This window comes from Alteromonas mediterranea DE, assembly GCF_000020585.3.
Classification (GTDB): domain Bacteria; phylum Pseudomonadota; class Gammaproteobacteria; order Enterobacterales; family Alteromonadaceae; genus Alteromonas; species Alteromonas mediterranea.
Window position 1 is genome coordinate 1,598,292 of the sequence record NC_011138.3, and the last position, 20,281, is coordinate 1,618,572.

Consider the following 20,281-nt stretch of genomic DNA (forward strand, 5'->3'; position numbering starts at 1 on the left):
GGGAATAACCCCACTAAAAGTACAGTATTAAGAAACTTATTCGGAGACACGAAATGGGTAGAATCATAGGTATCGACTTAGGTACAACGAATTCATGTGTCGCAGTTCTAGACGGCGACAAACCTCGCGTAATTGAGAACGCGGAAGGCGATCGTACAACCCCTTCAATCATCGCTTATACAAACGATGGTGAAACACTTGTAGGTCAATCTGCAAAGCGTCAGGCGGTAACAAACCCTGAAAACACATTATTCGCAATTAAGCGTCTAATTGGTCGTCGCTTCCAAGATAAAGAAGTACAGCGCGATATCGACATCATGCCTTTCAAAATTGTAGGTGCTGATAACGGTGACGCATGGGTAGAAGCTAAAGGCGAAAAAATGGCGCCTCCTCAGGTTTCTGCTGAAGTACTTAAGAAAATGAAGAAGACCGCTGAAGACTATCTTGGCGAAGAAGTAACGGGTGCAGTAATTACTGTTCCTGCTTACTTTAACGATTCTCAGCGTCAAGCAACCAAAGATGCAGGTCGTATCGCAGGTCTTGAAGTTAAGCGTATCATCAACGAACCAACTGCTGCTGCTCTTGCCTACGGTATGGACAAGAAGCAAGGCGATAACGTTGTTGCAGTATACGACTTAGGTGGTGGTACTTTTGATATCTCTATCATCGAAATCGATGAAGTAGACGGCGAGCACACGTTTGAAGTACTAGCGACTAACGGTGACACACACCTTGGTGGTGAAGATTTCGATAACCGTGTTATCAACTACCTAGTTGAAGAATTCAAGAAAGATCAAGGTATCGACCTTCGTAAAGATCCGCTAGCTATGCAGCGTCTTAAAGAAGCGGGTGAAAAAGCGAAAATCGAACTTTCTTCATCACAACAGACAGAAGTTAACCTGCCTTACATCACAGCTGATGCAACAGGTCCTAAGCACTTAGCCATAAAGCTAACTCGTGCAAAACTTGAGTCTTTGGTTGAAGACCTTGTGAAAAACTCGCTTAACCCACTTAAGCAAGCACTAGCTGATTCAGACCTATCTGTAGGCGATATCAATGACATCATCCTTGTTGGTGGTCAAACACGTATGCCGCTGGTACAGAAGTATGTAACTGAATTCTTCGGCAAAGAGCCACGTAAAGACGTTAACCCTGATGAAGCAGTAGCGGTAGGTGCGGCAATTCAAGGTGGTGTACTTTCTGGTGACGTTAAAGACGTACTACTGCTAGACGTTACGCCTCTGTCTCTAGGTATCGAGACTATGGGCGGCGTAATGACTGCGCTTATCGAGAAGAACACGACTATTCCAACGAAGAAGTCACAAACCTTCTCAACAGCGGAAGACAACCAGTCTGCGGTTACCGTACACGTACTACAGGGTGAGCGTAAGCAGTCAAGCGGCAACAAGTCTCTTGGTCAGTTTAACCTTGAAGGTATTCGTCCAGCAGCGCGCGGTGTACCGCAAATCGAAGTAACCTTCGACCTAGATGCTGACGGTATCCTACACGTGTCTGCGAAAGATAAAGACACAGGTAAAGAGCAGAAGATCACTATCAAAGCTTCTTCAGGCCTAAGCGATGAAGAAGTAGAAAAAATGGTAGCTGACGCGGAAGCGAACAAAGAAGCTGATAAGAAGTTTGAAGAACTGATTCAAGCGCGTAACCAAGCTGATGGTATGGTTCACGCCACACGTAAACAGCTTGAAGAAGTTGGCGATGCACTAAGTGCAGAGGACAAAGCGCCAATCGAAGAAGCACTTTCAGCACTTGAAACTGCAGTTAAAGGCGAAGACAAAGCAGAAATTGAAGCGAAAACGCAAGAACTTATTCAAGCGTCTAGCAAGTTGATGGAAGCGGCGCAAGCTCAACAAGCAGCAGCTGGTGGCGCAGAAGGCGCTGAGCAGCAAGCTTCTTCTGGTCAAGCAAACGATGACGTTGTTGACGCAGAATTTGAAGAAGTTAAAGACGACGACAAGAAGTAAACTGTTGTGTCAGGCCCGTTAATTCAAAGTAGCGGGCCGTTTAAGCAGTTCAGGCGCAGCAGGAATTTCTTGTTGCGCCTTTGTTGTGTAAATAACTTGGTTTAAATAGCTTGTTTGTAAACCACCTTGGGCGTTATTGAAAACCTAATCAGGTTATTTTCACAACAGTCAGATGTAGATTCGATAAGCATTACATGCTTGTCGACAAAAAAGTAGGATATGTAAACGATATGTCGAAACGAGACTACTACGAAGTACTCGGGGTAGATAAAAGCGCGGGCGAACGTGAAATTAAAAAAGCGTATAAAAAGCTTGCGATGAAGTATCACCCTGACCGTACGCAAGGCGATAAAGGCCTGGAAGATAAGTTTAAAGAAATCCAGGAAGCCTACGAAATTCTGTCAGATTCGCAGAAGCGTGCAGCATACGACCAATACGGCCACGCAGGTGTAGATCCAAACCGCGGTGGCGGCGGCTTCGGTGGTGGTGCCGACTTCGGCGATATCTTTGGCGATGTTTTTGGTGATATCTTTGGCGGCGGTGGTCGCGGTGGACGCCAATCGCGTGCTCGTCAAGGTTCAGACCTACGTTACAACCTAGAGCTTAGTCTAGAAGAAGCGGTTCGCGGTAAGAGCGTTGATATTCGCGTACCTACGCTGGTTGAATGTGATGTGTGCGATGGATCAGGTGCGAAAAAAGGTTCTTCACCTAAAACCTGTCCAACCTGCCACGGCAACGGCCAGGTTCAAATGCGCCAAGGCTTCTTTGCGGTACAGCAAACCTGTCCAACCTGTTCGGGTAAGGGCAAGATCATTGAAGACCCATGTAACAGCTGTCATGGGCATGGCCGTAAAGAAAAAACTAAAACGCTTAATGTTAAGATCCCAGCTGGCGTGGACACAGGCGATCGCATCCGTTTATCTGGTGAAGGTGAAGCGGGCGAGAACGGTGCGCCAGCAGGTGACTTATACGTGCAAGTACACGTTCGCGAACACGACATCTTCCAACGCGACGGTAACAACCTGTATTGCGAAGTACCGCTAAGCTTTACTACAGCAGCCCTTGGTGGCGAACTTGAAGTTCCTACTTTGGACGGTAAAGTTAAGCTGAAAATTAGCGCTGAAACGCAAACTGGCCGCATGTTCCGTCTACGCGGTAAAGGCGTTAAGTCGGTTCGAAGCGGCGCTATGGGCGACTTGATGTGTAAAGTTGTGGTGGAAACACCAGTTAACCTATCATCACGTCAAAAAGAGCTACTGCAAGAGCTAGAAGAGTCTATGGGCAAGGCTTCAAGCAAGCACAGCCCGAAAGCGCAAGGTTTCTTCGATGGCGTGAAAAAGTTCTTTGACGATTTAACTAACTAATTAGTTAAAATAGAGACCAATGCGAAAGCCCTCTTATTGAGGGCTTTTTCGTATCTAGGGGTTTATCAATGGTAAATGCCAGTGTTAAATCACATCGCGATGTCGAGATAAAGCAAGTGACTGTCCGAACCTGTACCTTAGGTAATATAAGTGACTGTCCAAAGCTATACTTTGTGTAAGGTAAGGGACTGTCCGAAGCTGCACTTTGAGAAGGTAAGTGACTGTCCGAAGCTGTACTTTGAGTAAGATGAGTGACTGTCCAAAATGTTCCTTTGCAGTAAAATAGCGGAGGGTTTTCGTGTGCGATAATTGGGCACTAATCCCTTGAAAGGGCGGTTTCACCGTTATTTTTATTGCGCTGACACTAACTATTCGTCACGATAGACTTATAAGCAAAATATTAGACATCTGCTTTACCGCAATTGCAGATGTCCTCAACGCAAATAAAGGGAACAGGCATGAAAATTTTAAATAAAGCAATGATCGTCGCGGCAACCGCAGGTGCCGTAATGTCAACTTCAGTTGCAGCTGATGTAACAGAAGCATCTTCAGAAAAACACGCAAAAGCAGCAACACAGTATCGCCAAGCGGTATTTCAGCTAGTGCGCAGTAATATGGGCCCGCTCGGTGGCATGGCAAAAGGCGCATTACCTTATGATGAAAGCGTTATGCAAACGAATGCCGTGCGCCTTGAGCAACTCGCCGAGATGATGGGCGACTATTTATCTGTAGATACGCGTAAGTTTGATGTTGAAACAGGGGCAAAGGATGAACTTTGGGAAAATTTCTCAGAGGTAGAGAAAAAGGTAATGGCGCTTAAAACCGCTGCTCAAGGCCTACAAGCCGCGGTTAAAGCGGGTGATGAAAGTGCGTATCGTGGCGCTATTGGCAAAATAGGCGCTAGCTGTAAATCTTGTCACGATGATTTTAAGAAAGACTAATACTCTTTGTATAAGTCCCTAAATGAGCTCGTTTTCTCTTTAACTGCTTTGCCATTGTGTTTCAATTTATCCGGTGATAGTGGCTTATGAGAAAACGCGCTCTGTTTCAATACCCGCTAACTCAATAGCTACCTTTATTTCAAATTCCAGATTGAAGGACAAAGTGAATAAAAAGCTGCTGGAAATTTGTACGGTAGTTGTCTATATTGTTTGAATTGAAGCGGCAATCTCTCCCCCGGTTTGAACGGTCAATTTAACTATTAAGCCTGTGATGATCGTAGCTCACACGTCGACAGTTAAATGAAACGCGTCTTAAAATAACATGCCGTAAAATAAAGTAGCAAGGTTCAAAGTACTCTAAGGAATATGGCACATTCTTTGTTTGATTAAATGTGTTGTGACTTTTGCTTTTGCTGTAATTGATGGATTATCAAAAGGTTCGCTTAGATGGATTTACGCAGTGAACGCATGCTTTCAACCGTGCGTGCAACTCAGAGAAGTATTGCTGATTTACTTAATGAAAATAGGGCAAAAACCGAAGCTCTGAGTATAGCGCTTGCCTCAATAAACCCAAATAGCGGCCGAGCTACGGTGGTTGCAACTGATAAAAACCATACTCTTGTAGATGCCGAAAGTATTGTTTTTCCCTCTCACGTTTTACTCATGCTTCCTCTCACACCTTTAAGCGCACCTATTCCCGCTAGTGAATTTGTACTGCCTCAATCATTTACGCAGTTTGCTGATAATCATATTGTTGTTGCAATGATCAGAGACATGCAAAATGAAGTGATGGGCGTTGTACTTATATTTGTTTCAAATAGCGTATTAACCGCTCAGCAGCATGACTATATCGATATCATGAGGCAGAAAATTGAAGTCTGCTATCAGTATGACCTCATTCGGCATCCGTATTCAGACAAACTTTCAGAACAGTTATCACTGTTAGAAGAAGTCAGCGCTATTTCTAAAGTAGGCGCGTGGGAATTAGACCGAGCCACGGGAGTTTTTGCCGCAACGGAAGTAACGCGAAACCTACTGGGAATAAGGCGCGTGAAAAGTGTGAATCTTAACGAGATTCTCGACACTATGGTGCCGAGCGAAAGAGCCGCGTTAAAGTATAAAGTATTTAAAGCGATGAAAGGCGAGCGGCAGTTCGTAAGGCATATCGATATTAAGGACAAGCAAGGGCGCACTAAAAATGTCAAATTGACGGTTTTTCTGCAAATTCAGCGAATGGAGTCTGGAGCATTAAGGCTGACACGGCTTTTTGGCGTAATACAGGATGAAACGGACGTTCAGCGTTTATCAGATTCTCAACACGATTATACCGACTATGTCGTTAGTTTGCTCAATAGCGTCGATAGTATTGTTTTAAGCATCGACGAGAATGGCACCATATTGTCAGCTAACGAATGTGTAACTAAAGTTTTGGGTTTCGAGCCAGACGATTTGATAGGGCAAGACGTTAAGCTAATTGCCACTAAGGTACAAAATAGCGATATACCTTCTTACTTTTTGAATTTAGATGCGGGATTGAAAATATGCGCGGACGGCGGCGCTGTAAGAGAGTGCTTGCGGCACAAAAATGGCAAGCGTATTTCCTGCGAGGTTAGTTTTACGACGTGTATTGTTCACGAGCAGAAGTTAGTGGTTGCTACAATTCGGGATGTTACCACGCAACGTTATGAAATTGAGCATTTTAAACAGCTAGCGTTAACCGACGCAGTAACAGGCCTTCCTAATTTAAACAAGTTCGAACACTATCTTGCCGAAAAAGCGCATGAAGATAAATCGGCTAAACCATTCTCGGTCTTTATGCGGGTAAGCGTACGTAATATTAAAGAATATGAGGATGCGTATGGCGAACCTACCATCGACTACCTTTTACGCATTTTAGCTAGCCGCTTTGTCCGCACATTTGAGACAAATAACTCAGGTAATGCCAGTGTGTTTAAATGCGATAGCGCTAACTTCTTTCTTCACTTGCATCAAGACTTTAATGAAGAAGGCCAATCTATCAATGCTGCCAAAGCCTATGCTCAGCTTATACAAGAACAGGTGTTGGCACCTATAACGCTTCATAATAGCCTTTTAACGATAGAAACACAGACGATTAGCTGTACCGTGCCTATTAAGTATTTTTCTTTTAAAAAAATACGCGAGCTGTTGTCACGCAAGCCCCTACGCGAAATAAACGATTCAAACAGCGCTTCGCTAACGCACGACTATTTTCATATCAATGCAAGCGATATTGAGCGTTACAACTATATTAAACACTCGCTAAGCAGAGCGATTTCAAATAACGAGTTATTTGTGCAACTACAACCTCAATACGATGGGCAAGGTAGTGTTATAAGCTCCGAAGTATTATTAAGGTGGCAACATCCACACTTAGGAATGGTAAAGCCCTCCGAATTTATTCCCATTGCCGAAGAAAACGAATTTATCGCAGAGTTTGGGTTATGGGTTTGCAATGAAGCGTGCAGATTACTTAGCGATTGCCAGTCTCAGCATATCGATACAAAACTTTCTGTAAATATTAGTGCCAAGCATTTAGCGAGAGCTGACTTTGTGAGCAAGTTTGTTGGCATAGTAAACAGGTGGCAGATCTCTCACTCAAAATTAACGTTAGAGTTGACAGAGGGCGCGCTGATACGAGGTGTGAGCATTATTCAATATCGCGTGAGGGAGCTTGCTGAGCAAGGGTTCAGTTTGTCTATTGATGACTTCGGCATAGGGGATTCAAACCTAAATTACTTGCAAGACTTGCCTATAAAAGAGTTGAAGGTCGACAGAGTATTTATAGAAGCAATGGAAGCATCGCAACAAAAAACGTTATTAGTTACCAGTATATGTAATATGGCCAAAGCGCTTCATTTAGGTACGGTTGCGGAAGGAATAGAAACCACCCAGCAACTCGATCAAGCAAAAGCCTGCGGTTGTAGCGCATTTCAAGGCTATTACCTCGATAAGCCGATGAATGTGGAAGACTGGTTTAAAAAAGTGGTAGGGCAGAAGGTGTAGTTCACCGCACCTAGTAACCAAATGCAAATGAAAATATAAGTTTAAATATTTGTAAATCAGGTTGTTATGGCGTCTACGCCTGAAGTCTTATAAGCACTCCGTAGTGAACTGAAGTAGGTTATTGGTAAACCCTACTCAGGACATGGTTATGACTTATAAAAACGAATACATTGCCTCGACCCAACATCCCGACGAGTTTTGGTTAGACCAAGCGCGTAATATTGCGTGGTTCCAGATGCCTGAGAAAGGCTGTCAAAAAACGGATAATGGTTATTATGAATGGTTTAGGGGAGGGCAACTCAATACCTGTTACCTAGCTTTAGATCATCATGTAAAAAACGGGCGGGGAGAAAAAACAGCGTTGATTTACGACTCGCCGGTTACGCAAACTACACAACACTTCACGTTTAGCGAACTGCTTACGCAAGTAGCACACTTCGCCGGCGCTTTATCAAGTTTAGGAGTAGCTAAAGGCGACCGCGTTATTATTTATATGCCTATGATCCCCCAGGCAGTTGTTGCCATGCTAGCGTGTGCACGACTTGGCGCCATACACTCTGTGGTATTTGGGGGCTTTGCCTCTAATGAACTTGCTGTGCGAATAGATGATGCAAAGCCAAAGGTTATTGTGACAGCCTCATGCGGTATTGAAGGCAGCAAAGTGCTGGCTTATAAGCCGCTGGTGGATGAAGCGGTAACACTTGCAAGTCACAAACCAAGCGCCTGTGTGCTTTTCCAGCGCCCCCAGTTGCTTGCCTCCCTAAACGAAGGTACCGACTACGACTGGCAAGAATTGGTTGCTGCAAGTCAGCCCGCCGAACCGGTCGCTGTCGATGCCACCGATCCGCTTTATGTACTCTATACCTCAGGAACAACGGGTAAACCTAAAGGGGTTGTTCGAGATAACGGCGGCCATGCTGTTGCGCTTCATTACTCCATGGGGGCAATTTATGGCATCAGTCAGGATGATGTGTTTTGGGCCGCGTCTGATGTAGGTTGGGTTGTAGGGCATTCGTACATTGTGTATGCGCCGCTCATTAAAGGGGCAACAACCGTACTGTATGAAGGAAAACCGGTAGGTACACCAGACGCTGGTGCATTTTGGCGAATGATAGAAACCCATAAAATTAATGTGCTGTTTGCTGCGCCCACGGCGTTTCGTGCGATTAGAAAAGCCGATCCAGACGCCGACTATTTATCTAAGTATGACATCTCTAGCTTACGAACATTATTTATGGCTGGCGAGCGCCTCGACCCACCCACGTATTACTGGGCTAGCGAAAAGGTCGGCGTGCCTGTTATCGATCACTGGTGGCAAACAGAAACCGGCTGGCCTATATGTTCCAACCCTATGGGTTTAGAGCCCATGGAAACAAAGCCTGGCTCCTCTAGCGTACCAACACCAGGTTTTAACGTTAAGGTGCTTAAAGGGGGCGATGTTGAGCAGATTAAAGGAGAAAAAGGCGCTATAGCAATACAGCTACCTTTACCCCCGGGCTGTTTGACTACCATATGGCAGGATCATCAACGGTTCATCGATGGTTACCTGCGAGAATTTGAAGGCTACTACAGCACTGGCGACAACGGTTATGTCGATGACGATGGTTATGTATTTATTATGGGGCGAACTGACGACGTCATAAACGTAGCCGGGCACCGTTTATCGACAGGCGAAATGGAAGAAGTATTAGCCGCACATCCAGCCGTAGCCGAATGCAGTGTTATAGGCGTACACGATGCGCTTAAGGGGCAATTACCAATAGGCATGTTACTACTTAAAGATGGTGTTGCCATTGACGAAGAAGCACTAGAGAAGGAATTAATTCAACGAGTGCGAGATACTATCGGGCCTGTGGCCTGTTTTAAGCGGGCAATTGTTGTGAACCGGTTACCTAAAACGCGATCAGGGAAAATTTTAAGAAAACTACTTCGACAAATTGCAGCCAATGAAACCGTTACAGTCCCTTCTACTATCGACGACCCTTCAAGCGTAAAAGAAATTGAAACACTTATGCGACAAAAAGGGCTGGTTGATGAATCTAGTATTGCTTAACGCTTCTGTTCAAAAGGGACAGTGCTCAAGCATTCAAGTATTAATCAAGGGGCATTAGCCCCTTTTTATTGATAAATGTGAGCATGCTCAACGGTGTTCGCCTAAGCCCTTTTTTAAGACGAAGCGTGAATAACGAACCGTTGCTTTTTGACAAACGCGTCGTGACTATCGCTTCGTCACGAATTACTTCGTGATAGTTGCTTCGCAATACAGCCCACGCACCTCGAAGCTAGCTCTACCTGCACTTGTTAGTAGTAATATTCATCTACCTGTGGCGCTGGCGGATACACTTCAATAGCAAGGTATACAGCAAGTGCGGCAATTACGGCGACGATAATAGCGCGGAGTAGTCGAGAGTGCGCAATCCCTACGGTTTTTGACACTTTGTTCCCATGGATCATTGCAGGAACGAGCTTTTGCCTTTTGTAGACGCTGTAAAACATGATGGCGCCAATATGAAGTGCGATAACATAAAGTAGTAGGTCAAATGCCAAGTGATGTAGCGTATTCATTAATTCCAGCGTTTCATCACCTGCCAACTGCCGATAAGGTCCATCAAGAAAGATATCGTCGGTCATAAACAAGCCTGATATCGCTTGTATTGCTACCAAAACCAGCATGACAATTACAAACCAGCCTCCTAGAGGATTGTGACCCACAGACGGGGCGGAGTCCCTGTCAAACAAGGTCTTCAGATAGTTTATGACCCGTCCTGGGCCAGTCACAAAGCTACTAAACTTCGCATACTGCGTACCGGCAACTCCCCACATAATTCTAAAAACGACCAAAAATAAAGTGAAGTACCCGATATAAAAGTGCCACTGAATGGCGTTATCTAGCCATTCAGCGGTGGCGTATTGGGCTAAAAGGCTTACTACTAGAAGCCAGTGAAACAGCCGTGTAGGAAGGTCCCAAATCAGAGTTTTTTGCATGATATTTCGCATAAAGTATCGATAGATATTGTGTTATTTAAGCGTAGGGCATTAGCGTCGCCTAAGTTGTGATAGAAAACAAGTTTAGCTATCGGCTTTAAACGCCTACCTATCCTAACGGTGATATCAACTGATAGAGCGCGGTAAAGCGCAATCGTTTACAAGGCGTACTTTGCGCGAGGTTCGCCTTGTTTTAAGCAAGCGAAGTGTTATAAGTCCGCTATTGCTGTAGACAGCAATGAACGACCTTAATTTACGATGTTTTAAGCTGACGCTTTGTTGTGTAACCCATCAATGCAAAAAGTCTAAGGCTATCTCCGTTCCTTGTTATACCTATTTAATATGAAACACGCATTGCAATAGTGCGGGCATTTGGCAAAATGCGTTCTAGTTGAAGGTTAATAAAAGTGTAAAACGAAGAATGAAAGTAGGTTTGTTTGGCGCCAATGGGCGCATGGGTCGTGTACTAATCGAAGCGCTTGACTTAAGCGACGATGCCGAGTTGAGTGTTGCTACCGTGCGCGATGATTCACCGTGGGTAGGCCTAAACGTAGGTGAACTCGCCGGCATAGGCAAAAAAGAGATTGATTGTTCTGCACTTTCTAGCTTAAGCGGTAGCGATGCAGACGTAATGATCGACTTCACCTTACCATCTGTTATTGAGAGTAACCTATCTTGGTGTGTTGAAAATACTATGCCTGTTGTTATTGGCACAACGGGTTTAAACGATGAGCAGTTAGCTGCACTCGATGAAGCTGCCAAGCATATTCCTATTGTTTTCGCCGCTAATTACAGTGTAGGGGTGAACTTAATGTTGTCCTTAGTACGCCAAGCTGCAAGTGTGCTAGGCGAAACAGCCGATATAGAAATTACCGAAGCTCACCACAGGTTTAAACAAGACGCACCATCAGGCACGGCGATGGCCATTGGTGAAGCCATTGCTGACGAACTAGGCCGGGATTTGAAAACCTGTGCCGTGTATGGACGTGAAGGTAAAGAGCCAGAGCGAGATCAAGGCACTATTGGTTTTGCAACGGTAAGAGCAGGAGATATTGTTGGTGAGCACACCGCGCTTTTTGCCGATATCGGGGAGCGTTTGGAAATAACGCACAAAGCATCAAGTCGCTTAACTTTTGCTAAAGGTGCAGTTCATGCGGCTAAATGGTTGTACGGAAAACAACCTGGTCTATACTCCATGGTTGATGTGCTCAATTTGAAGCTTTAATTTGCCTTAAAAGCTAATCCGTTTTTGGGGCGTTATGAAAGTGTTTAACCTTAAGTTGCACTTTTATTGAGCTATAAGCTGTACTTTCAGTGGTTCTGGGCAAAAATGGTGGTAAAGGCGTTATTTTAGTAAATTATCACAAATAAATTTGCCATTTTCAGTGAGTCATGTATACTCGCCGGAATTTGCCAGAATTTCGTATTCTGAGGCTGCCAAACCTGCTGAAGAGTACGGTTTTATTAGCTGCAAAGATCGTAAAACGGGATGTATTGTTATCAATAACTCCCGTTTTTTGTGGGGTTTGTGCAAAAAACTGCACAAACACATAGTTATCCTTAATCTGGAGGTTGACTTGGCTAATTCTGCCCTTTTGGTGTTAGAGGATGGTTCTGTTTTTAAAGGTACGGCGATAGGCGCTACAGGCTCCGCCGTCGGGGAAGTCGTTTTTAATACTTCCATGACCGGCTATCAAGAAATTCTCACCGACCCATCCTACGCTGAACAAATCATCACACTTACCTATCCACACATTGGCAACACCGGCACTAACGAAGAAGACGTCGAAGCAGATAAAATCTGGTCGAAAGGTCTAATCATCCGTGACCTACCTCTTGTTGCTAGTAACTTTCGTCAACAGCAAACATTGTCTGAATACCTAAAAGCGAAAGGCGTTGTGGGTATTGCTGACATAGATACCCGACGTTTAACGCGTATCTTACGAGACAAAGGTGCACAAAATGGCTGCATCATTTGCTCAGATGAATTAGACGAGTCTAGTGCACTGGCGCAAGCAAAAGATTTTCCTGGCCTTAAAGGCATGGATTTGGCGAAAGTAGTAAGTATTACTGAGCCGAAAACATGGACAGAAGGTAGCTGGGAGCTTGGCAAAGGTTATGTAACGCCAAGCGAAACAAAATATCACGTTGTGGCATACGACTACGGCGTAAAAAACAATATTCTTCGCATGTTAGCCGACCGCGGTTGTAAAATAACGTTGGTTCCAGCACAAACACCTGCTGAAGAGGTATTAGCCCTAAATCCAGATGGTGTATTCCTGTCGAACGGTCCTGGCGACCCTGAGCCATGTGACTATGCAATTACGGCTATCAAAACCATCGTTGAAACCGGTGTACCTGTGTTTGGTATCTGTCTTGGCCACCAACTTCTTGCTATTGCAAGCGGTGCTAAAACAGTGAAGATGAAGTTTGGTCACCATGGTGCAAACCATCCGGTTAAAGACCTAAAGCGCAATGTAGTTATGATCACTAGCCAAAACCACGGGTTTGCGGTTGATGAGTCTAGCTTGCCAGATAACCTAGAAGTAACTCACATTTCGTTGTTCGACAAGTCGTTGCAGGGTATTCACCGCACCGACAAGCCTGCGTTTAGTTTCCAGGGTCACCCTGAAGCGAGCCCAGGTCCTCATGAAGCGGCACCGTTATTCGACCACTTCATTGAACTTATTGAACAACACAAGCAGTAGGAATTAGCCCGCTATGCCAAAACGTACCGACATAAAAAGTATTCTTATCATTGGTGCTGGCCCTATTGTAATCGGCCAGGCTTGTGAATTCGACTATTCAGGCGCGCAAGCGTGTAAAGCCCTTCGCGAAGAAGGCTACCGTGTTATTTTGGTTAACTCTAACCCAGCAACCATCATGACCGACCCAGAAATGGCAGATGCGACTTACATCGAGCCTATTCACTGGGAAGTAGTACGCAAAATTATCGAAAAAGAACGTCCAGACGCCATTCTTCCTACTATGGGTGGGCAAACAGCCCTTAACTGTGCGCTAGAGCTTGATAAGCACGGTGTACTAGAAGAATTTGGCTGTGAGCTTATTGGCGCAACGGCTGACGCTATCGATAAGGCGGAAAACCGTGAACGCTTTGACCAAGCGATGAAAAACATTGGCCTTGAGTGTCCACGTGCGGAAATCGCCCACAGCATGGACGAAGCGCACGATGTGCTAAGTCGCATCGGCTTCCCATGTATCATTCGTCCTTCATTCACCATGGGCGGAACCGGCGGTGGTATTGCCTACAACATTGATGAGTTCAATGAAATTTGTACCCGCGGCCTCGACCTTTCCCCCACCAACGAACTTCTTATTGATGAGTCGTTACTTGGCTGGAAAGAATACGAGATGGAAGTAGTACGCGATAAGGCAGATAACTGCATTATTGTTTGTACAATTGAAAACTTCGATCCAATGGGGGTTCATACGGGCGACTCTATCACTGTTGCCCCAGCGCAAACCCTTACCGACAAAGAATTCCAGATTATGCGTAATGCAGCGATGGCTGTACTACGTGAAATTGGTGTTGAAACCGGTGGTTCAAACGTACAGTTTGGCGTAGACCCTAAAACCGGTCGTATGGTTATCATCGAAATGAACCCGCGTGTATCGCGTTCATCGGCGCTAGCCTCTAAAGCAACGGGCTTCCCGATTGCGAAAGTGGCTGCGAAGTTAGCAGTAGGTTACACCCTAGATGAGCTAGCTAACGACATCACTGGCGGTTTAACGCCGGCGTCGTTTGAACCGTCAATCGATTACGTTGTCACTAAGATCCCTCGCTTCAACTTTGAAAAGTTTGCCGGTGCTAACGACCGTCTCACCACACAGATGAAGTCAGTGGGCGAGGTGATGGCGATTGGTCGTAACCAACAAGAGTCGTTACAAAAAGCCCTTCGTGGTCTTGAAGTTGGTGCGTCAGGTTTGAACCCAATGGTTGACCTTGAAGACCCTGAGTCGCGCAATAAAGTCGTTTACGAACTTCGCCAGCCGGGTGCAGAGCGTATTTGGTACATTGGCGATGCATTCCGTATGGGCATGAGCGTTGAAGAAGTGTTCAACCTTACCAATATTGACCGCTGGTATTTAGTGCAGCTAGAAGATCTTATTCTTCTTGAAGCGAAAGTGGCAGAACTTGGTTTGCCGGGTATTGATGCTGACTTTATGCGCGCGCTAAAGCGCAAAGGTTTCTCAGATGCACGTCTTGCTGAGCTGACCAAAGTGGCAGAAAGCGATATTCGTGAAGCTCGTCGCGGTTTTGGCATTTCTCCAGTGTACAAGCGCGTAGATACGTGTGCCGCAGAGTTCTCTACCAGCACGGCTTATATGTATTCGACCTATGACGAAGAGTGTGAAGCTGCGCCAACCGATAAAGAGAAAATCATGGTATTGGGCGGTGGCCCTAACCGTATCGGTCAAGGCATTGAATTCGATTATTGCTGCGTTCACGCGGCGCTTTCAATGCGTGAAGACGGTTACGAGACCATTATGGTTAACTGTAACCCTGAAACGGTGTCTACTGACTACGACACGTCAGATCGCTTGTATTTCGAACCAGTAACGCTGGAAGATGTACTTGAAATCGTTGCTAAAGAGCAGCCAAAAGGCGTTATCGTACAGTACGGTGGTCAAACGCCTCTTAAACTTGCTCGTGCCCTAGAAGCAGCAGGCGTACCGGTTATCGGTACCTCACCTGAAGCGATTGACCGTGCTGAAGACCGTGAGCGTTTCCAGCAAATGGTGAACAAGCTTAATCTTAAGCAGCCTGCGAATGCGACAGTAACTAACGTCGAGCAAGCGCTAACTATGGCTGAAGAGATTGGCTTCCCGCTGGTTGTTCGTCCAAGCTACGTGTTAGGTGGACGTGCGATGGAAATCGTTTACGACATTAAAGACCTTAAGCGTTATCTAAACGAAGCGGTTAAAGTGTCTAACGACGCGCCCGTATTGCTAGACCGTTTCCTAGATGACGCTATCGAAGTGGATATCGATGCTATATGCGACGGTAAAGAGGTTGTGATTGGCGGTATCATGGAACACATCGAACAAGCGGGTGTTCACTCTGGTGACTCTGCATGTTCACTGCCTCCGCATTCACTCCCCAAAGACATCCAGGACGTGATGCGCGAGCAGGTAAAAGCCATGGCGCTAGAGCTTGGCGTAGTGGGGCTAATGAATACCCAGTTTGCGATAAAAGACGGCGAAGTTTACCTAATCGAGGTTAACCCGCGTGCAGCGCGTACGGTACCTTTCGTATCAAAAGCCACGGGCATTCCTCTTGCTAAAGTTGCGGCACGTGCAATGGCGGGCGTAAGCTTGGCAGAGCAGGGCGTAACTGAAGAAGTGATCCCACCTTTCTACTCGGTGAAAGAAGTGGTACTTCCGTTTGCTAAGTTCCAAGGTGTTGACCCACTGTTAGGCCCAGAAATGCGCTCAACTGGTGAAGTTATGGGTGTTGGCGATACGTTTGAAGAAGCGTACGCTAAAGCGAACCTTGGCGCAGGCGCGCCACTGCCGAAAGAAGGTAAAGCACTTATCTCTGTGCGTGAAACTGACAAGCCGAAAATTATCGAGCTAGCTAAGGCCCTTGTTGCGGCTGGGTTCAGTATTGAAGCCACGCGCGGTACAGCAACGACCTTGTACGATGCAGGTATAATGAGCACGGTGGTGAATAAGCTATCTGAAGGCCGACCTAACATTGTTGATGCTATCAAAAACGGTGAATACGCTTATTTGATAAATACAACAGAAGGTCGCCAAGCGATTACCGATTCAGTTTACATACGTCGTGAAGCCTTGGTGAACAAGGTTACCTATACCACCACGATGAATGCAGCGTTTGCAACTATTCGCGCTAAGTCTGCTGATGACCGCAATAAAGTGGCTTCAGTTCAAGAACTGCACGCTAGGCTTAAACACTGATGACATACGCTAGGATACGAGGTATCCTAGCAATATTACATTTGTGTGAATCAATAAAAAGTGCGCCTTTGCGGCGCACTTTTCTGTTTAAATTACAAGCTAAGTGAGACGGTATTCATGAGTCAGTATCCAATGACGGCGCGCGGCGCTCAAATGCTGCGTGACGAATTAAACGAACTTAAAACAAAAACACGCCCACGTATAATCGAGTCGATTGCCGAAGCACGTGAGCATGGTGATTTGAAAGAAAATGCTGAGTATCACGCCGCACGTGAACAGCAAAGCTTTTGCGAAGGCCGCATTCAGGACATCGAAGGCAAACTTTCAAACGCCCAGATCATCGATGTCACTAAGATGGAAAATACGGGGAAAGTTATTTTCGGTACAACCGTAACCATCTTAAACGTTGATAGCGATGAAGAAACGACCTACCGCATCGTAGGCGACGATGAAGCTGATATTAAGAACAATCTTATTTCAGTAAATTCACCTATTGCTCGCGGCCTTATTGGTAAAGAGCTTGATGATACAGTAACCATTCAAACGCCTTCTGGCACGGTTGAAGTTGAAATCATCGAAGTTGAATATATTTAAGTTGCCAAGCCAGCAGTAGCATACTGCTGGCGCTTTCCTTCCGCCCGCGTTCATAAGCACTCTATCTTTCGCGTTTGTTAATTCCGCATTTTTGACCATTCTTTACATATTCCTATTTCTCAATTAGTTCCTATCATTCCACTGTTTTTAACCCGTTTAAACGAGAGTTAGTGGTAGAAAGTAAGCAAGCTTTGGTTAGTATTACCAATAGCGTACTATAAGGTTATACAGTGATTGTTCTTGCGATAATAAGGAGTAATTGTGTCTGACATACAAACGCTAGACTCAAAAGTAGTGTACGAAAACAAATGGCTACGGTTAAGAGAAGATAGAATTCGTCGCAGCAGCGGAAACGAAGGTATATATGGGGTGGTAGAAAAACCCGATTTTGCCATCATTCTACCTATTGAAGGTGACACCGTTTATATGGTGGAGCAGTACCGCTATACGATTAAACAACGTCAGCTTGAGCTCCCGCAAGGCGCTTGGGAGGCTAATCCGGACGCTGATCCTATAGAACTCGCAAAGGGTGAACTTGAGGAAGAGACTGGGTTAATCGCAGATTCAATGGAGTACGTTGGCTTTCAATATTTAGCCTATGGCTTTTGTAACCAAGGCTATCATATCTATATAGCTAAGGGGCTAACACAGGGCGCACAGAAACTCGACGTAGAAGAGGAAGACCTACGTGTGGTGCCTCTCGCATTAAGCGAACTCAAACAAAAAATTCTTAGCGGGGAAATTAAAGATGCAAGCACCTGCAACGCAGTGGGGCTCGCAACGCTAAAGGGGCTCATATAAGGCGCTGATAAATAGCCTGTTACAATTTGAATGCTGTGTTAACCTTTTATTCGGGCTAGGATGCATTAAAAATTAGGAGAGTTGTATGGAATACAAAGGAAGTTTTGCCATTACCAAGTGGGACGAAGATACGCTTACGGAAAAGCCTGAGGGAGTTAAGACGTCTCACGCTACTATTGCGCAGACCTACTCTGGTGATATGAGCGGCGAGTCCAGTCTTGAACTTTTAATGTCTTATCAATCCCAGTTAGCAGCAAAATTCACTGGATTTGAAACCTTTATTGGCGCAGTAAACGGGATGCGTGGTGCGGTAACGTTTTTGCACCATGGTAAATTTGAAAATGGTGTTGCTAGCAGCGATTTTAGCGTTGTAGAAGGCTCTGCAACTGGAGAGTTGGCGGGCAAAGTAATTAGTGGGAGTTTTGTATCTGGCGAGTCAGGGAAGGCAAACTATGTGATTGAGGTACTCGATAGTTAGGTGTTTTTAACAGGCCGTTTTTGTTCCCTAATTAATGCATCTAACGCGCAAAAAAACGGCGCCGTAAGGCGCCGCTAAAAGTTGGGAAACAAACCAAGAAACAATTAATTTAGTTTTCGAGTAATCGAGAACCAATCTCTATTTGACGAGGCTTCTTGGCTTCAGGTATGACTCGCTCCATATCGATGTGTAATAAGCCATTTTCCATATCAGCGGCTAACACTTTTACGTGATCGCCAAGCTGGAATTTACGCTCAAAATTGCGCTCGGAAATGCCTTTATGTAAGAACTTGCGTTCTTTATTTTCCTTGTCTTCCCCTTCAGCTTTCTTAGTGCCTGTGATTGATAGTGTGTTTTCTACAACCTCAATAGTCACATCATCTTTACTGAAGCCCGCAATGGCCATGGTTACACGATATTTGTCATCGCCAAGTAACTCAATGTTGTAAGGCGGGTAGGTGCTTTGTTTTTCTGCTCGAGACGCCGCATCCACAAGAGATGCAAGATGATCAGAACCAATAAATGAACGGTAAAGTGGAGATAGATCGATAGTACGCATAGTCATATCCTCAAAATTAAGCAATATGTTTAAAGTTTAAATGCCCCGACATTGCGGCGGCGGTTTTGTCGACCTGACCTTTCAGCGCCGACAAATACTATGTAGGGATAGCCCAAATCTTTTTCAACACGCAATCACTGTATTTTTTGAAAAAAATTTAAAATAATTCTCATCTATATGAATTTATTAGATTTATTTTTTTTAAAATAAGGCGGGTAAAAGAATGGCAAACGCGTTTCTTTGATAAAAGCAGGTCGGGTGAAATTAATGAATGAGGATAAAGACCCTAAATTAAACAAGTGTATGCGATGATTTTTATAAAACATTTAGCATTTGTTTAACCACGTTAATTGATTAGAAATGCTACAATTGGCCAAACACAATGTATTACCACTTTAATTGAAATTACACGAAATGAAAAAAGAAGTTATTGTTTTGAACTGTGGCAGCTCTTCAGTCAAGTTTGCCATTATTGATGCTGAAACTGGCGAAGCGGGCCTTACTGGAATTGCAGAAGCGTTAGGCAATAGCGATGCTAGCTTATCTTATAAGCTTAACGGCAAAAAAGAGAAACAAGCCTTACCTGAAAAAGCAGGTCACACCGAAGCGCTTAACGCGATTGCAGAGATAATTGCCAGTACAGGTGTTCAACCGATTGCAATCGGCCACCGCGTAGTGCATGGCGGTGAAAAGTTTAAAGGGGCTGCGCTTGTCGACGACAGCGTATTGGAAGCCATTGAAGATTACGCAAGCATGGCGCCGCTTCACAACATGGCGAATTTAAAAGGTATTGTTACCGCACAGGCGGCTTACCCGGATTTACCGCACGTAGTGGTGTTTGATACTTCTTTTTTCCAAACTCTGCCTAAGAAAGCCTTTATTTACGCCCTCCCCATGTCGCTGTATCGCGAACACGGCATAAGGCGCTACGGTTTTCACGGTACCAGCCATAAGTTTATTCTCGATAGCATGGCAAAAATACTTAATAAGCCGGTATCAGATACCAGTATTATCAGCGCGCATTTAGGTAATGGTTGTAGCGTTTCTGCCATCGAAAAAGGGCAGGCGGTAGATACCAGCCTTGGCTTTATTCCTCTCGAAGGTTTGGTAATGGGGACGCGCTGTGGTGATATCGATCCAAGCTTGCCAGGTACGCTGCAGAAAAAGTTAGGCAAAACCGCCGATGAAATTAGTGACCTTTTAAACAAACAGTCTGGCTTACTGGGTATTTCAGAGTTGAGTAATGATTGTAGAACGCTGGAAGACGCCGCCCTTGAAGGTCATGAAGGTGCACTGTTAGCCATTGAAATTTTCTGCTATCGCTTAGCGAAGTACATTGCTGGTTATATGGTAGCGGTTCCAACGCTAGACGCTATTGTCTTTACAGGCGGTATAGGCGAAAACTCATCGCTTATCAGAGAGACCACCATGGGTTACTTTGCTCATTTCGGCATTACGTTAGATGAGCAAAAGAATACGGATGCTCGATTTGGTCAGGGCGGAAAAATATCAGCAGAAAACGCATCGACCGCCGTTTACGTAGTACCTACTAACGAAGAGTGGGTTATTGCCGCGGAAGCCGCTACGTTCGCGTAATTTGAACACGCAAT

General features: G+C 45.1%; 14 protein-coding genes. 12 read left to right on the plus strand and 2 right to left on the minus strand.

Translation table 11 applies throughout. The annotated features are described in order from the left end of the window. Positions 1-53: 53 nt before the first annotated feature. The 5 genes from dnaK to MADE_RS07215 all read left to right on the plus strand — a co-directional run bounded on the left by dnaK (position 54) and on the right by MADE_RS07215 (position 9,364). On the plus strand, positions 54-1,982 hold the full coding sequence (gene dnaK / locus MADE_RS07195; protein ID WP_012517895.1) for a molecular chaperone DnaK: 1,929 nt from the start codon (positions 54-56) through the stop codon (positions 1,980-1,982). A 230-nt stretch (positions 1,983-2,212) separates the two neighbouring features. Continuing rightward, on the plus strand, positions 2,213-3,346 hold the full coding sequence (gene dnaJ / locus MADE_RS07200) for a molecular chaperone DnaJ (RefSeq protein ID WP_015066791.1): 1,134 nt from the start codon (positions 2,213-2,215) through the stop codon (positions 3,344-3,346). Positions 3,347-3,804: 458 nt separating this feature from the next. Next, on the plus strand, positions 3,805-4,287 hold the full coding sequence (locus MADE_RS07205; RefSeq protein WP_012517897.1) for a c-type cytochrome: 483 nt from the start codon (positions 3,805-3,807) through the stop codon (positions 4,285-4,287). A 447-nt stretch (positions 4,288-4,734) separates the two neighbouring features. Continuing rightward, the gene (locus MADE_RS07210) at positions 4,735-7,311 is read left to right on the plus strand and encodes a bifunctional diguanylate cyclase/phosphodiesterase (protein ID WP_012517898.1); all 2,577 of its coding nucleotides are present in this window, start codon (positions 4,735-4,737) and stop codon (positions 7,309-7,311) included. Positions 7,312-7,459: 148 nt separating this feature from the next. After that, positions 7,460-9,364: a propionyl-CoA synthetase gene (locus MADE_RS07215; RefSeq protein ID WP_012517899.1), complete on the plus strand. Its 1,905-nt coding sequence runs from the start codon at positions 7,460-7,462 to the stop codon at positions 9,362-9,364. Positions 9,365-9,612: 248 nt separating this feature from the next. Here MADE_RS07215 and MADE_RS07220 read toward each other — a convergent pair whose 3' ends face one another. Continuing rightward, complete coding sequence (locus MADE_RS07220; RefSeq protein ID WP_012517900.1) at positions 9,613-10,296, minus strand: cytochrome b/b6 domain-containing protein; 684 nt, start codon at positions 10,294-10,296, stop codon at positions 9,613-9,615. A 421-nt stretch (positions 10,297-10,717) separates the two neighbouring features. On the opposite strand from MADE_RS07220, the gene dapB reads away from it, so the two are divergent. The 6 genes from dapB to MADE_RS07250 all read left to right on the plus strand — a co-directional run bounded on the left by dapB (position 10,718) and on the right by MADE_RS07250 (position 18,112). Then, entirely contained in the window at positions 10,718-11,521 is an 804-nt protein-coding gene (dapB, locus tag MADE_RS07225; protein WP_012517901.1) for a 4-hydroxy-tetrahydrodipicolinate reductase, read from the plus strand. A gap of 352 nt (positions 11,522-11,873) precedes the next feature. Next, positions 11,874-13,004, plus strand: coding sequence for a glutamine-hydrolyzing carbamoyl-phosphate synthase small subunit (gene carA, locus MADE_RS07230; RefSeq protein ID WP_012517902.1), 1,131 nt, complete (start codon positions 11,874-11,876; stop codon positions 13,002-13,004). A 13-nt stretch (positions 13,005-13,017) separates the two neighbouring features. After that, positions 13,018-16,239, plus strand: a complete 3,222-nt coding sequence (carB, locus tag MADE_RS07235) for a carbamoyl-phosphate synthase large subunit (RefSeq protein WP_012517903.1) — start codon at positions 13,018-13,020, stop codon at positions 16,237-16,239. A 117-nt stretch (positions 16,240-16,356) separates the two neighbouring features. Further along, entirely contained in the window at positions 16,357-16,833 is a 477-nt protein-coding gene (gene greA, locus MADE_RS07240) for a transcription elongation factor GreA (protein WP_015066798.1), read from the plus strand. A gap of 261 nt (positions 16,834-17,094) precedes the next feature. Then, a complete protein-coding gene (locus MADE_RS07245; protein WP_012517905.1) occupies positions 17,095-17,634 on the plus strand; it encodes an NUDIX domain-containing protein in 540 nt (179 codons plus the stop codon). Positions 17,635-17,719: 85 nt separating this feature from the next. Then, positions 17,720-18,112 (plus strand): DUF3224 domain-containing protein, encoded by a 393-nt coding sequence (locus tag MADE_RS07250; protein ID WP_012517906.1) that lies wholly within the window; start codon positions 17,720-17,722, stop codon positions 18,110-18,112. A 109-nt stretch (positions 18,113-18,221) separates the two neighbouring features. Here the strand turns inward: MADE_RS07250 and MADE_RS07255 are convergent, their stop codons facing one another. Beyond that, positions 18,222-18,671: an Hsp20 family protein gene (locus MADE_RS07255; protein WP_012517907.1), complete on the minus strand. Its 450-nt coding sequence runs from the start codon at positions 18,669-18,671 to the stop codon at positions 18,222-18,224. A gap of 414 nt (positions 18,672-19,085) precedes the next feature. Here MADE_RS07255 and MADE_RS07260 point away from each other — a divergent pair, with 414 nt between their 5' ends. After that, complete coding sequence (locus MADE_RS07260) at positions 19,086-20,267, plus strand: acetate kinase (RefSeq protein ID WP_012517908.1); 1,182 nt, start codon at positions 19,086-19,088, stop codon at positions 20,265-20,267. Positions 20,268-20,281 lie beyond the last annotated feature (14 nt).

Bases quoted from the DNA above. Each gene is read 5' to 3' on its own strand.
- MADE_RS07255 (WP_012517907.1), bottom strand. From the start codon at position 18,671: ATGCGTACTATCGATCTATCTCCACTTTACCGTTCATTTATTGGTTCT.
- MADE_RS07205 (WP_012517897.1), top strand. From the start codon at position 3,805: ATGAAAATTTTAAATAAAGCAATGATCGTCGCGGCAACCGCAGGTGCC.
- carB (WP_012517903.1), top strand. From the start codon at position 13,018: ATGCCAAAACGTACCGACATAAAAAGTATTCTTATCATTGGTGCTGGC.
- MADE_RS07260 (WP_012517908.1), top strand. From the start codon at position 19,086: ATGAAAAAAGAAGTTATTGTTTTGAACTGTGGCAGCTCTTCAGTCAAG.
- MADE_RS07215 (WP_012517899.1), top strand. From the start codon at position 7,460: ATGACTTATAAAAACGAATACATTGCCTCGACCCAACATCCCGACGAG.
- dapB (WP_012517901.1), top strand. From the start codon at position 10,718: ATGAAAGTAGGTTTGTTTGGCGCCAATGGGCGCATGGGTCGTGTACTA.
- MADE_RS07250 (WP_012517906.1), top strand. From the start codon at position 17,720: ATGGAATACAAAGGAAGTTTTGCCATTACCAAGTGGGACGAAGATACG.
- dnaJ (WP_015066791.1), top strand. From the start codon at position 2,213: ATGTCGAAACGAGACTACTACGAAGTACTCGGGGTAGATAAAAGCGCG.
- MADE_RS07210 (WP_012517898.1), top strand. From the start codon at position 4,735: ATGGATTTACGCAGTGAACGCATGCTTTCAACCGTGCGTGCAACTCAG.
- greA (WP_015066798.1), top strand. From the start codon at position 16,357: ATGAGTCAGTATCCAATGACGGCGCGCGGCGCTCAAATGCTGCGTGAC.
- MADE_RS07220 (WP_012517900.1), bottom strand. From the start codon at position 10,296: ATGCAAAAAACTCTGATTTGGGACCTTCCTACACGGCTGTTTCACTGG.
- dnaK (WP_012517895.1), top strand. From the start codon at position 54: ATGGGTAGAATCATAGGTATCGACTTAGGTACAACGAATTCATGTGTC.